This is a genomic window from Cryobacterium sp. 10I5 (assembly GCF_035019865.1).
Taxonomy (GTDB): Bacteria; Actinomycetota; Actinomycetes; order Actinomycetales; family Microbacteriaceae; genus Cryobacterium; species Cryobacterium breve_A.
This window is the reverse complement of record NZ_JASJVI010000008.1, coordinates 36174-49662: the sequence shown is the minus strand read 5'-3', so window position 1 is coordinate 49662 and position 13489 is coordinate 36174. Positions and strand designations below refer to the sequence as shown.

Sequence of the window (13489 nt, the reverse complement as noted above, 5' to 3'; positions counted from 1 at the left end):
TCTGTGACGACTGCGCCCGATCCGACCGATGTACCCGATGTCCCCGCCGTGCCCGACGAGCCGGGTGTGACCGAAGCGGATGACCCCACGACGGCCCTGATCTCCGAGCTCACCCGCCGGGGGCTCACCATCGCCGTGGCCGAGTCCCTGACCGGGGGAGCCCTCGCGGCCGAACTCATCAGGATTCCCGGGGCATCCGTCGTCGTCGCCGGCGGCATCGTCGCCTACCAGACCGAGCTCAAGCACACCCTTCTCGGCGTGGATCCTGCCCTGCTGGCCGCCCAGGGCCCCGTCGACCCGGAGGTCGCTCGCCAGATGGCCGCGGGCGCCCGCAGACGGCTCACCCTCGGCGGTCTCGGCGCGGATATCGGCGTCGCGACGACCGGGGTCGCCGGCCCGGACTCCCAGGGCGGCCGGCAACCGGGCACGGTCTACCTCGGTCTGTCGATCGGAACGGAAACCTCGGCGGTACCCCTCCAGCTCACCGGTGACCGTGCCGCGATCCGGGCGAAAACGGTCCGGGCGGCCGTCGAAGCTGTGCGTGCGCTGATAGCCACGTTACCGACGGAATAGTTCGCGTAAACGCTGGGTTACACCGTACAGATTCACAAGCAAACCCCAGTCGTTCTGGGTAGTCTGCAGGAGTCAGATGGATGTAGTACTGTTGTCCATCCGCCACCGGCATGACCCAAGTAGCTGTACTTGATAAGTACGAGAAGGAGGTTCCGATGATTCTTGTACGACAGGAAATCGGCGATGTGCTCAGGGACTTCCGACTGCAGAAAGGGCGCACACTGCGTCAGGTTGCCAGCAAGGCCAGCGTGGCCCTAGGTTACCTGAGCGAAGTGGAGCGCGGCCAGAAGGAAGCGTCATCCGAGATTCTGGCGTCCGTCGCTGACGCGCTGGACACCCCGATCTCGGTCATCATGCGTGAGGTCGGAGACCGCCTCGCCGTCATCGAGGGAATCGATCGTTTTCCCGACACCGTTCCCGACGAACTCGTCGCGACGTACGACACCGGCATGATGGTTCGTTGACCCCGGGCTTCCCCATCCCCTCCTTCCCCTCCGACCAGGTGGCTTCGTGAGACTCAGTGAATTCCGTCAGGCGTTGAAAGACGAATTCGGTGAGTCATACGGCCACGTGCTGACACGCGACCTCGTGCTCACCTCGCTCGGGAACACCGCCGACCAGGCCCTGGCCGGCGGTGTCCCTGCGCGCGACGTGTGGCTTGCCCTCTGCGCCGAAACCGACGTGCCCAAGAGCCGCTGGTTCGGCGCAGGAGTGCCCGCACCGCGCCCCTAGGCCTCCCGGCCCAGACTTCGACGACTCGTCCGTTCCGGCGCGTCGGTGATCGAATACGTGTTCGACCTTTGGTAGGCTCCTCACCAGCAGGAGTCAGTGCAGAAGTGTCCACCGTCGTCGCGCTTCCCGATCAATGTCGGGGGTGCGGCGTACAGTCGCCTTTGTCAGTGACAGACAGCGAATGCCTTGTCCCAGAGCACGCATCGGGGTCCTCCCGGTGAGTGTGTCGCGACAGCCTATAGGCGCCGAAACGCACGACCGAAGGAGACCCACCATGGCATCAGCAGCAGACCGCGAGAAGGCGCTCGACACCGCGCTCGCCCAGATCGACCGCCAGTTCGGCAAGGGCTCGATCATGCGCCTCGGCAGTGACGACCGCGCCCCCGTCGAGACCATCTCCACCGGCTCCATCGCACTGGACGTGGCCCTCGGAATCGGCGGGCTCCCGCGCGGGCGCATCGTGGAGATCTACGGACCGGAGTCCTCCGGCAAGACCACGCTCACCTTGCACGCCATCGCCAACGCCCAGAAGGGCGGCGGCATCGCCGCGTTCATCGACGCCGAGCACGCCCTCGACCCCGACTACGCCAAGAAGCTCGGCGTTGACATCGACGCGCTCCTCGTCTCCCAGCCCGACACGGGGGAGCAGGCGCTCGAGATCGCCGACATGCTCGTGCGCAGCGGCTCGATCGACCTCATCGTCATCGACTCCGTCGCCGCCCTCGTGCCCCGCGCCGAGATCGAGGGTGAGATGGGCGACTCGCACGTCGGCCTCCAGGCCCGGCTGATGTCCCAGGCGCTGCGCAAGCTCACCGGCGGGCTCAGCCAAACCAACACCACGATGATCTTCATCAACCAGCTCCGCGAGAAGATCGGTGTCTTCTTCGGCAGCCCCGAAACCACCGCGGGCGGCAAGGCGCTCAAGTTCTACGCCTCGGTTCGCCTCGACATCCGCCGCATCGAGACCCTGAAGGACGGCACTGAGGCCGTCGGTAACCGCACGAGGGTCAAGGTGGTCAAGAACAAGATGGCGCCGCCCTTCAAGCAGGCGGAGTTCGACATCATCTACGGCATCGGAATCTCCCGCGAGGGCAGCCTCATCGACTTCGGTGTCGAACAGGGCATCGTGAAGAAGTCCGGCGCCTGGTACACCTACGACGGCGACCAGCTCGGGCAGGGCAAGGAGAACTCCCGTAACTTCCTGCTGAAGAACCCGGACATGGCCAACGAGATCGAGAGCAAGATCCTCTTCAAGCTCGGCATCTCGCCGGAAGGCGCAGCCGCCAAGAAGGCCGCCGCTGCCGCGGACGCCGCGACAGAGCTCGCCGCAAAGGAAGCCGCGACCGCAGCCCGTGCGGCGGCCGGGGAAGACGTGACCCAGCCGAAGACCACCCAGGCCAGGCTCGCCGCACGGAAGGGCGCGTAAGCATGGTGCACTTCGAACCCAAGGCAGAGCCGGACATCAAGCCGGCCGCCGCGGCGGGTACCAGGGCCACGACCAAGCGCAGGGGCGCACTCGCGACGGTGAGCTACCTGCCGGGCGCCCAGGCGCCCGATGGCTCCGCCGATGATGCCGGCACGGACGACGCCATCGACCTGCCCGAGGCCGGCTCCGACAACGAGCACGCCGAGCAGGTCCTCCTGCAGCGGCTGCGCGGCCGCTCGCTATCCATCTCCGAAGCCCGTGGCGTGCTCGTCGGACTCGACCTTCCGGAGAACGAGATCGAAGAGATCATCGAACGGTTCATCCGCCTCGACTATCTCGACGAAGCGAAGCTCGCCGAGCAGATCGTCTACAGCCAGCACGAGCGCAAGGGCCTCGGGCGCTCCGGCGTCCAGGCCGAGATGCGCCGCCGCGGCCTCGACAAGGAGCTCATCGCGGACACGCTCGACGCCATGCCCGACGACGAGACCGAACGGGCCATCGAGGTTGCGATCAAGCGCGTGCAGCAGCTCGGCCGACTCGACGATCGCACCATCGATCGCCGGCTCAACGCCTTCCTGATGCGCAAGGGCTACCCCTCGTCCGTCGTGCGCGAAGCGGTCCAGGCGGCGCTCGACTCGCGCAACGGCGGCCCCTCCTCCGGTGTTCGGTTCCAATAGGCCCGCAGCGGGTACATCCGGCGCGGTCGCGTAAACTGGAGTCACTATGACCTTGAGCACGCAGACCCTGATCGCCCCGTCGCCGGCGGCCCGCGACGCCGACGGCCGGGCGCGCACCTACGAGGTGCGCACCTTTGGCTGCCAGATGAACGTGCACGACTCCGAACGGTTGAGCGGTTCCCTCGAAGCCGCCGGGTACGTTCCCGCCGACGGGGCGGAGGCCGACATCGTCGTGCTGAACACGTGCGCGGTGCGGGAGAACGCGGACAACAAGCTCTACGGCAACCTCGGCCAGCTCGCGTCGATCAAACGGCGCCATGCCGGCATGCAGATCGCCGTCGGCGGCTGCCTCGCGCAGAAAGACAAGGACGTCATCCTCGGGAAGGCGCCCTGGGTCGACGTCGTCTTCGGAACCCACAACATGGGCGCCCTGCCGAGCCTGCTCGAACGCGCCCGGCACAACGGCGAGGCCCAGCTCGAGATCCTCGATGCCCTCGAGACCTTCCCCTCGACACTCCCGACCAAGCGCGACTCGAGCTACAGCGGGTGGGTCTCCATCTCGGTCGGCTGCAACAACACCTGCACCTTCTGCATCGTCCCCGCCCTGCGCGGCAAGGAAAAGGACCGCCGGCCCGGTGAGATCCTCGCCGAGATCCAGGCGCTCGTCGACGACGGCGCCATCGAGGTCACGCTGCTCGGCCAGAACGTCAACTCCTACGGCGTCGAATTCGGCGACCGGCTCGCCTTCGGCAAACTCCTCCGCGCCGCCGGGAAGATCGAGGGACTCGAACGCATCCGCTTCACGAGCCCGCACCCCGCCGCCTTCACGGACGACGTCATCGAGGCCATGGCCGACACTCCCGCCGTGATGCCGCAGCTGCACATGCCGCTGCAGTCCGGTTCCGACCGGGTACTCAAGGCCATGCGCCGGTCCTACCGCTCCGAGCGTTTCCTCGGCATCCTCGACCGGGTTCGGGCGCGGATGCCCGACGCCGCGATCAGCACCGACATCATCGTCGGCTTCCCCGGCGAGACCGAGGAAGACTTCCAGGACACCCTCCGGGTCGTCGAGCGTGCACGATTCGCGACGGCCTTCACCTTCCAGTACTCGATCCGCCCGGGCACACCGGCGGCCGAGATGGCCGACCAGGTGCCCAAGGAGATCGTCCAGGATCGTTACGAGCGCCTCGCTGCGCTGCAGGAGCGCATCTCGTGGGAAGAGAACCAGGCCGTGATCGGCCGGGAGCTCGAACTGCTCGTCGCCAACGGTGAGGGCCGCAAGGACTCGGACACCCACCGGATGAGCGGGCGCGCGCCAGACAGCCGCCTCGTGCACTTCGACGTTCCCGAGGGTTCAGAGCGTCCCCGCCCCGGGGACCTCGTCACGGTGACCGTGACCCAGGCCGCGCCGTTCCACCTGATCGCAGACTCCCGGGACGGAGCTCCCCTGCGCATCCGCCGGACCACGGCCGGGGACGCCTGGGACCGCGCAGAAGCGGATGCCTGTGGCGTGCCGAGCCACTCGGGTGCCGCAGCGGGCGGCGCCGTCTCGCTCGGGATGCCCACCCTCGGACTCCGTCCCACCGCACCGCACACCGCGTCGCACGGTGCCGCGCCGGACTCTGCCCCGAGCTCCACAGCCCACTCGGCCGCGCAGGGAGTTCCGGAGTCCGCGCATGTCGCGGCGCCCACCCTCGCGGCACCCACCGCCGCGGCACCCTCCGTCGCGGCTCAGGCTCCGGCTCCGGCGCCCGCCGTTCCGACCGCCGCTCGCCGGATCCCGGCGATCAATGCGAGCTCAACCGTGCCGATCTACGCCGCCGACGACGGTGAGCGCTAACCGGGTGCTTGTCGTCATCGTCGGACCGACCGGCACCGGCAAGAGCGAGCTGTCCCTCGACATCGCCGAGAGCCTCAGGGCGGAAGGGAGACCGGCCGAAATTGTCAATGCCGATGCCATGCAGCTCTATCGCGGAATGGACATCGGCACCGCCAAGCTCGGCGCGGACGAGCAGCGGGGGATCCCGCACCACCTGCTCGACGTGCTCGCCGTGACCGACGAGGCCGCGGTCGCCCGCTACCAGACCGAGGCCCGCATCGCGATCGAGGACATCACCGCCCGCGGCGCCGTTCCTATCCTCGTCGGCGGCTCCGGGCTGTACGTGTCCTCCGTGGTCTATGACTTCCAGTTCCCGGCTACGGACCCGGTGCTGCGCGCCCGGCTCGAGGCAGACCTGGTCGAGCAGGGCCCCGGCGGGCTCTATGCGCGCCTGAAGGCCGTCGACCCCGGCGCCGCCTCGCGGATCGGCCCGAGCAACGGCCGCCGCCTCGTACGCGCGCTCGAGGTCGTCGAACTCACCGGGGCGCCGCACCTCGCCGCCCTGCCGGGGGAGCCCGTGTACTGGCGCCCGGCCGTGACCGTCGGCCTGCGGGCGCCGCGCGAGGAACTCACCGCACGCCTCGACGCCCGCGTCGACCGGATGTGGGCAGGCGGCCTCCTGGACGAGGTCCGCGGCCTCATCCCGGCCGGCCTCGAAACCGGCGTCACCGCGAGCCGGGCCATCGGCTACGCGCAGGCGCTCGGCCAGCTCAGCGGCCGGCTCAGCCAGGCGGAGGCGATCGAGCAGACCCAGCAGCTCACCCGTCGCTACGCCCGCCGTCAGGTGAGCTGGTTCAAGCGCTCACCGGACACGCACTGGATCGACTACGACTCGCCCGACCGCCTCGCGTCCGCCCGCTCCCACCTCTGACCCCTAACGAATTCGACGGAGATTTTGGGATTTTTGCACCTGGGGCGGCTTTTGAAGCTCTTTCCGGGCAAGATCTCCGTCGAATCGGTTCGGGCAGCGGATGCCGGGTGCGGGTCCCCGAGGGCGGTCATCGTCGTTCGGGAGGCACTGCCCGGGTCGGGACGCACCGGTCTGCTCCCTACACTGGTCTGATGGGCATCGATCTCAACTTCACCAAAGGCCAGGGCACGGGCAACGACTTCGTGTTGTTCGCCGATCCCGACGGGCAGATCGAGCTGACCCCGGCGCAGATCCGCGCGATCTGCGACCGCCGCTTCGGCATCGGCGCCGACGGCATCATCCGCGCGGTGCGTTCGCGCAGCCTCTCGGCCGGAGCGGCCGCCCTCGCGGAGGACGACCAGGCCGAGTGGTTCATGGACTACTGGAATGCCGACGGAACGCTCTCCGAGATGTGCGGCAACGGCATCCGTGTCTACGCCAGGTTCCTCGCCGAACAGGGCCTTGCCGACCTGCCCGGCGGAGACACCCTCGTCGTCGGCACCCGTGCGGGCGTCCGTGACGTGCAACGGAACGCTGCCGGCTACCAGGTCGACCTGGGCCGCTGGCGGCTCGACGGCGGCGAACCACTCGTGCGCGCCCGCAACCTCGCCGTCGCCCGGCCCGGTCTCGGCATCAACGTCGGCAACCCGCACGTCGTGGTCGCCCTCGCAGACCTCGCCGAACTCGAGAGCGCCGACCTCGGCTATATACCGCAGCTCGACCCCGAACCCGCCGACGGCGCCAACGTCGAATTCGTCGTGCCCGGCGACCCCCTGATCGTCGACGGGGTCGGGCACATCCGGATGCGCGTCCACGAACGCGGCAGCGGCGAGACGCTCTCCTGCGGCACGGGAGCAGCAGCGGCCGCCCTCGCGACCCGGCACTGGGCGGGCGCGGGAGCCCCGAACCAGTGGCGCGTCGAGGTGACCGGCGGCACGCTCGGCGTGCGGATGTTCCCGGTCGAGGACGGCGAGCACGTCGCGCTCTCCGGGCCGGCCGAGCTCGTGTACGACGGCGTCTTCCGCCTGAACTGACCCCCGGCGCCTGCACCATCACCGAACGGTGCACCCGCCGTTGCTGCCTGCCGCGAGAGTACGAAAATGGCCCCTTCGCGGCCCGCGAAAGGGCCATTTCTCCGCTCTCGCGGAACCCTCGCAGGCGGGGCGGGGCGGGGGAGTGCGCTCGCTGTTAGAGGGCGGATGCTCCGTGGCGCTTGACGCGCAGGACCCGGAAGCCCTTGCTGATCGCGAAGCGGGACACCGCGAAGTCGGAGGGGAGTTCGCCGTCGAGCCAGCGCTGCAGGGAATCGGAGCCGAGGTTGCGCTGCACGACGAGCCAGGCATCCGAATCGGGTTCGAGGCGGGGCAGCCAGCCGCTCAGCAGATTGTGCAACTCACTCTTGCCGACCCGGATCGGCGGGTTCGACCAGATCGTACGGAACTGCACATGGGCGGGAACCTGATCGGGTGTGACGGCCGTGATGTTGGTCAGCCCGAGCTTCTCGGCATTGAGCCGCACGAGGTCGAGGGCGCGTTCGTTCACGTCGACAGCCCAGATCGTGGCGCGCGGCGAGGCGAGCGCGAGGTGGAAGCTGATCGGGCCCCAGCCGCAGCCGAGGTCGAGGAAATCGCCCCCCGGCGGCGGGGCCGGCGAGTTCTCCAGGAGCACCTTGGTGCCCGTGTCGATGTGGTCAGGGCTGAACACGGAATTGGCGGTCGTGACCTCCCGCGCCTGGCCTCCCAGGTGCACGGTCACCTGCTGCAGCCTGAGCTTGCTGTCGGGGGCAGGGGTGAAGTAATGGTCGGAGGGCATAGAGGGAACCTACCGCGCTTCGAGGAAGTAAGGTTAAAGGAATGATTGAACCAGTTGAAACCCCGGACGACGTTGTGGCACGGGTCCTTGCCAGTGCCGATTCCAAGGCCGCAGGCTACTCCCTGTTCCGCAGCGGGAGCGCCCAGGCCCTCGATGCCGAGCCCCGCTCCGACGAACACGATGACGGCCATGACGGCGCCCAGCTCGACCGCGAAGACCGCAACGCCCTCCGCCGGGTTCCGAGCCTCTCGACTGAGCTCGAGGACGTCACCGAGGTCGAATACCGGCAGCTGCGCCTCGAGAACGTCATCCTGATCGGCCTCTACACCCAGGGCACCGTCGCGGACGCCGAGAACTCCATGCGCGAACTCGCCGCCCTCGCCGAGACCGCGGGTGCGACCGTGCTCGACGGCCTCATGCAGCGCCGCGCCACCCCGGACACGAGCACCTACCTCGGCAAGGGCAAGGCGCAGGAACTCGCCGGCATCGTCAAGGCCCTCGGCGCCGACACCGTCATCGCCGACACCGAACTCGCGCCCAGCCAGCGCCGCGCCCTCGAAGACGTCGTCAAGGTCAAGGTCATCGACCGCACCGCCACGATCCTCGACATCTTCAGCCAGCACGCCAAGAGCCGGGAGGGCAAGGCCCAGGTCGAGCTCGCCCAGCTCGAATACCTGCTGCCCCGCCTCCGCGGCTGGGGCGACTCGATGTCCCGCCAGGCCGGTGGCCAGGTCGGCGGCACCGGTGCCGGAATGGGTTCCCGCGGCCCCGGCGAGACGAAGATCGAACTCGACCGTCGTCGCATCCACACCCGGATGTCCCGGCTGCGCAAGCAGATCCTGGCCATGAAACCTGCCCGCGAGGCCAAGCGCGCCAACCGCAAGCGCAACGCCGTGCCCTCCGTCGCGATCGTCGGCTATACCAACGCCGGCAAGTCGAGCCTGCTCAACCGGATCACCCGGGCCGGCGTGCTCGTCGAGAACTCCCTGTTCGCCACGCTCGACGCGACCGTGCGCAAGTCCACAACGAGCGACGGCCGGCTGTACACGCTCACCGACACCGTCGGCTTCGTCCGCAACCTCCCGCACCAACTCGTCGAGGCCTTCCGGTCGACCCTCGAGGAGGTCGCCGACGCCGACGTCATCGTTCACGTCGTCGACGCATCCCACCCCGACCCGGCGAGCCAGCTCGCGACGGTCCGTGAGGTCATCAGCGAGGTCGGCGCCCGGGAGATCCCCGAACTCGTCGTCTTCAACAAGAGCGACCTGGTCAGCGACGACGATCGCCTGGTGCTCCGCGGCCTCTGGCCGAAGGGCATCTTCGTCTCCGCGCGCACCGGCGAAGGCATCGACGAGGTGCTCGCCGCGGTCGCTGACCTGCTGCCGCGCCCCTCCATCGAGCTCGACCTGCTCATCCCCTACGAGCGCGGAGACCTGATCGCGATCCTGCACGCGCAGGGCACGATCCTGAGCACCGACTACGCCGAAACCGGCACGCGGGTGCGTGCCCTCGTCACGACCGAGATCCAGTCCCTGTTCGCACCGTTCCTCCTCGCACCCTCAGGCACCGCGCCCGCCGTCGCGAGCTGACCGAGGTAACGAACGGTCACACTCGTGCAATCCCGGGAGGGGATTGCTAGAGTTTTCTTCAATCGTTGCCGACGGATTCTTGTCCGCCGGCATGGAGCGACAGCCGAGCCCGGCACCCGCCCGCGAACACCCGCCAGGGCTCCCTGACGGTCCGCGGCCGCCCGGCCATTTCAGTGAACACACTGGATTCTGTCGAATGAGGAATGAATGTCCACTCCACCGGACTCCGCCCGCACGCGGCGCATCCCGTTCTCCTTCGAGCTGTACCCGCCCAAAACGGATGCCGCGGCATCCGCTCTCGCGACGACGATCGACCATCTCGCGGCGGCAGGGCCCGACTTCCTCTCGGTCACCTACGGAGCAAACGGATCCTCGCGTCGCTCCTCGCTCGATGTGCTCAGCCGCATCCTCCGCACGACGAACGTCGAAGCGATGGCGCACCTCACCTGCGTCGGCTCCACCCACGACGAAGCGAACCGGCTGATCCGCGAGTTCCTCGACGCGGGAGTGCGCAGCTTCCTCGCCCTCCGGGGCGACCCCCCTGCCGGCTCGAAGGAAGGCGAGGAGTTCCTCGGCGACTTCGGCAGCGCCGCCGAACTCGTACAGCTCATCCACCGGGTTCAGGCCGAGAAATCGCCGTACCGTGAGACGATCATCCCCGGTATCCCGGCGGCCCGCGCCGTGAAGCCCGGCCACGAGAAGGTGCGGATCGCCGTCGCGGCGTTCCCGAACGGCCATCCCCGGTCGCGCTCCTCGGCGCAGGACATCGACACCCTGCTCGCCAAGCAGGCCGCGGGCGCGAACCTCGGCATCACCCAGCTCTTCTTCCACGCCGACCACTTCCTGAGCTTCGTCCAGCGCGCCAGGGAGGCCGGTGTGCTCTTCCCGATCCTGCCCGGCATCATGCCCGTGACGAGCCCGGCCAGACTCCGGCGGATCATCGAGCTCTCCGGCGAACAGATGCCCGCAGACCTGTCCATCCGGCTCGAGATCGAACCGACCAAGGAGGGCCAGCGCGAGATCGGCATCCAGCACGCCGTCGACCTCGCCAGACAGGTGATCGCAGGTGGCGCCCCCGGGCTGCACCTGTACGCCTTCAACCAGCACGAGACCGTACTCGAGGTGCTCGACGGCTGCGGCCTGCTCGGCGCACCGACGCCGGTTCGGGCGCACACGGGACTGCCGGCGGCCGTGTAACCGCCGCCCAGCGGCCCCACCCCGGTCGCCGCCACAATTCTCACTCTCCGCCGAACGCCGGCTCGTGCCCCGGAGTTCCGTCGCGCCCGAAAGCGCGCCGGCCGACACCCCAGCCTTCTCTCAGACCACCGTCCACCATCCGCTTCACCGCCCCATCACCGCAAAGGAAACGTCATGACCCCCACCGCCCCGTTCCCCACCGGCACGATCCTCGGCTACCCGCGCATCGGCCCGCGCCGCGAGCTCAAGAAAGCCGTCGAATCTTTCTGGGCCGGCACGTCGACCGCCGCCGAGCTCGAGGCCACCGCTGCCGGACTCCGCCAGGCCACGCGCGACCGCCTCGCCGCCCTCGGTCTCGGCCGCACCGACTCCGCCATCCCCGAGTCCTTCTCCTACTACGACCAGATGCTCGACGCACTCTGCACGGTCGGCGCCGTGCCCGCCCGCTTCGCCGGGCTCGTCGACGCTGACGGACACATCGACCTCGCCGGATACTTCACCCTCGCTCGCGGCGAAGGGGACAGCCTTCCGCTCGAAATGACCAAGTGGTTCGACTCGAACTACCACTACCTCGTTCCCGAGATCGGCCCGGACACCGAGTTCTCCCTCTCGAGCGACCGGATCGTGCGCGAGTTCGAGGAAGCGCGCTCGGCCGACTTCCTGACCCGGCCCGTCATCGTCGGCCCGGTCACCTTCCTGCTGCTCAGCAAGCCGAGCGACGAAGCCCCCGCGGGTTTCCGGCCGCTCGACCGGCTCGACGACCTCATCCCCGTCTACGCGACCCTGCTGCAGCGCCTCGCCGACGCAGGCGCCGAATGGGTCCAGCTCGACGAACCGGGTCTCGTCAGCGAGAGCATCGACGTGCCCCGCGCCGATACCCTCAGCGCCGTGCAGTGGGCATACGGGACCCTCGGCCACCTCGCCCAGCGCCCGGCGATCTTCATCGCCGCACCCTATGGCAGCCTCGGCGACGCCCTGCCCGTGCTCGCCGCTGCGCCCATCGAGGCCATCGGCCTCGATCTCGTCCGCGGCGCACTGCCGGCGCCCGTCCCCGGCCTGGACGGGAAGACCCTCGTCGCCGGTGTCGTCGACGGGCACAACGTCTGGCGCGGCGACCTGGCGGATGCCTTCACGAGCGTCACCGGACTGGGCGCGCTGTCGACGCGGGTCGCCGTCTCAACCTCGACGAGCCTGCAGCACGTCCCGCACACGATCGCTGATGAGCCCGCACTCGGTGCCGAGCTCCTGAGCTGGCTCGCCTTCGCCGACGAGAAGGTCGGCCAGGTCGCGACCCTCGCCCGTGGGCTGGCGGAGGGCCGGGAGGTTATCGCCGCCGAACTGGACGCCGCGACCGCGGCACTGGCCGCCCGCAGCTCCGCTCCCGGCGTCCGTGATGGCGAAGTCCGGGCCCGCGCCGCGGAGCTCACCGACGCCGCATACCGGCGTGGCGCCTACGCTGACCGGCTTGTCGCCCAGGAGACCGCGCTTGCGCTGCCCTTCCTGCCGACGACGACCATCGGCTCCTTTCCGCAGACGGGGGAGATCCGTCGCGCCCGCGCCCGCTTCCTGAAGGGAGTGCTCACGGCCGACGAGTACCGCGACCTGATGCGCGCGGAGATCGCCCGGGTCGTCGCCCTGCAGGAGGAGCTCGGCCTCGATGTGCTCGTGCACGGGGAACCCGAGCGCAACGACATGGTGCAGTACTTCGCCGAGAACCTCGACGGCTTCGCGGTCACCGACAACGGCTGGGTTCAGTCCTATGGCAGCCGGTGCACGCGTCCGTCGATCCTCTGGGGCGATGTGTCCCGGCCGAAGCCGATCACCGTCGAGTGGTCGACCTACACGCAGGGGCTGACCGCGAAGCCGGTCAAGGGCATGCTGACCGGCCCGGTGACCATCCTCGCCTGGTCCTTCGTGCGCGACGACCAGCCCCTCGGTGAGACGGCACGTCAGGTCGCCCTCGCCCTCCGCGACGAGATCGCCGACCTCGAGGCCGCCGGAATCGGCATCGTCCAGGTCGACGAGCCCGCACTGCGCGAACTGCTCCCGCTCGAGAAGGCCGGGCACGCCGACTACCTCGACTGGTCTGTCGGCTCGTTCCGGCTCGCGACCGCCGGCGTGCGTGACGCCACCCAGATCCACACCCACCTCTGCTACTCAGAGTTCGGCGTCGTGCTGGAGGCGATCCGCGCCCTGGATGCCGACGTGACGAGCATCGAGGCCGCACGCTCCCGCATGGAAGTCGTCACGGACATCCAGGCCAACGGCTTCGACCACGGCATCGGCCCGGGCGTCTACGACATCCACTCGCCGCGGGTGCCGGGCGTTGCCGAGCTCACGGACTTGCTCGACCGGGCCGTCGCGGCCATCCCGGCCGGCCAGGTGTGGGTGAATCCGGACTGCGGGCTCAAGACCCGCGGCTACGCCGAGACGGTCGAGTCCCTGACCAACATGATCGAGGCGACCCGCATCGTGCGCGCCCGCCTCGCCGCAGGAGTCCCCGCTCGCGCCTGACCAGGTCCGGGCGCCGCTTCGCGCCAGACCCGCCACGCGACAGACCCGCCAGACGCGCCAGACGCGCCAGTTCAGCCGCTTCGCGCCAGCTCCCGTTCTCCGCGCTCCAATTCCGCCGTTTCGCGCCAGGCATGCCTGGCGCGAAACGGCGCAGTTGGCGCGCGCCAAATCGTGGTGCGC

Annotated in this window: 11 protein-coding genes and 1 pseudogene; 11 read left to right on the top strand and 1 reads right to left on the bottom strand. The window is 69.1% G+C overall.

Features of this window, described 5'->3' with window-relative positions:
* Positions 1-3: 3 nt before the first annotated feature.
* The 8 genes and pseudogenes from QN350_RS04560 (at position 4) to dapF (ending at position 7231) form a co-directional block, all read left to right on the top strand.
* Complete coding sequence (locus QN350_RS04560; RefSeq protein WP_322139420.1) at positions 4-573, top strand: CinA family protein; 570 nt, start codon at positions 4-6, stop codon at positions 571-573.
* Between the two features lie 155 nt (positions 574-728).
* Complete coding sequence (locus tag QN350_RS04555; RefSeq protein WP_134446949.1) at positions 729-1037, top strand: helix-turn-helix domain-containing protein; 309 nt, start codon at positions 729-731, stop codon at positions 1035-1037.
* Between the two features lie 46 nt (positions 1038-1083).
* On the top strand, positions 1084-1305 hold the full coding sequence (locus tag QN350_RS04550) for a DUF3046 domain-containing protein (RefSeq protein WP_323515913.1): 222 nt from the start codon (positions 1084-1086) through the stop codon (positions 1303-1305).
* Between the two features lie 274 nt (positions 1306-1579).
* A complete protein-coding gene (gene recA, locus QN350_RS04545; RefSeq protein ID WP_322139421.1) occupies positions 1580-2731 on the top strand; it encodes a recombinase RecA in 1152 nt (383 codons plus the stop codon).
* Between the two features lie 2 nt (positions 2732-2733).
* Positions 2734-3408: a regulatory protein RecX gene (locus QN350_RS04540; protein WP_323515911.1), complete on the top strand. Its 675-nt coding sequence runs from the start codon at positions 2734-2736 to the stop codon at positions 3406-3408.
* Between the two features lie 46 nt (positions 3409-3454).
* A pseudogene (miaB, locus tag QN350_RS04535) lies at positions 3455-4987 on the top strand (tRNA (N6-isopentenyl adenosine(37)-C2)-methylthiotransferase MiaB); the annotation flags it as partial.
* A gap of 211 nt (positions 4988-5198) precedes the next feature.
* Positions 5199-6158, top strand: a complete 960-nt coding sequence (gene miaA, locus QN350_RS04530; protein WP_323515909.1) for a tRNA (adenosine(37)-N6)-dimethylallyltransferase MiaA — start codon at positions 5199-5201, stop codon at positions 6156-6158.
* Between the two features lie 191 nt (positions 6159-6349).
* The gene (dapF, locus tag QN350_RS04525) at positions 6350-7231 is read left to right on the top strand and encodes a diaminopimelate epimerase (protein ID WP_322139425.1); all 882 of its coding nucleotides are present in this window, start codon (positions 6350-6352) and stop codon (positions 7229-7231) included.
* A 154-nt stretch (positions 7232-7385) separates the two neighbouring features.
* Here the strand turns inward: dapF and QN350_RS04520 are convergent, their stop codons facing one another.
* On the bottom strand, positions 7386-8009 hold the full coding sequence (locus tag QN350_RS04520) for a class I SAM-dependent methyltransferase (protein WP_322139426.1): 624 nt from the start codon (positions 8007-8009) through the stop codon (positions 7386-7388).
* Between the two features lie 41 nt (positions 8010-8050).
* Here QN350_RS04520 and hflX point away from each other — a divergent pair, with 41 nt between their 5' ends.
* From hflX to metE, 3 genes are all read left to right on the top strand, one after another.
* Positions 8051-9598: a GTPase HflX gene (gene hflX / locus QN350_RS04515; RefSeq protein ID WP_322139427.1), complete on the top strand. Its 1548-nt coding sequence runs from the start codon at positions 8051-8053 to the stop codon at positions 9596-9598.
* Between the two features lie 207 nt (positions 9599-9805).
* The gene (locus QN350_RS04510; protein ID WP_322139428.1) at positions 9806-10795 is read left to right on the top strand and encodes a methylenetetrahydrofolate reductase; all 990 of its coding nucleotides are present in this window, start codon (positions 9806-9808) and stop codon (positions 10793-10795) included.
* Positions 10796-10969: 174 nt separating this feature from the next.
* A complete protein-coding gene (gene metE / locus QN350_RS04505; protein WP_323502925.1) occupies positions 10970-13309 on the top strand; it encodes a 5-methyltetrahydropteroyltriglutamate--homocysteine S-methyltransferase in 2340 nt (779 codons plus the stop codon).
* The last annotated feature ends 180 nt before the right edge of the window (positions 13310-13489 follow it).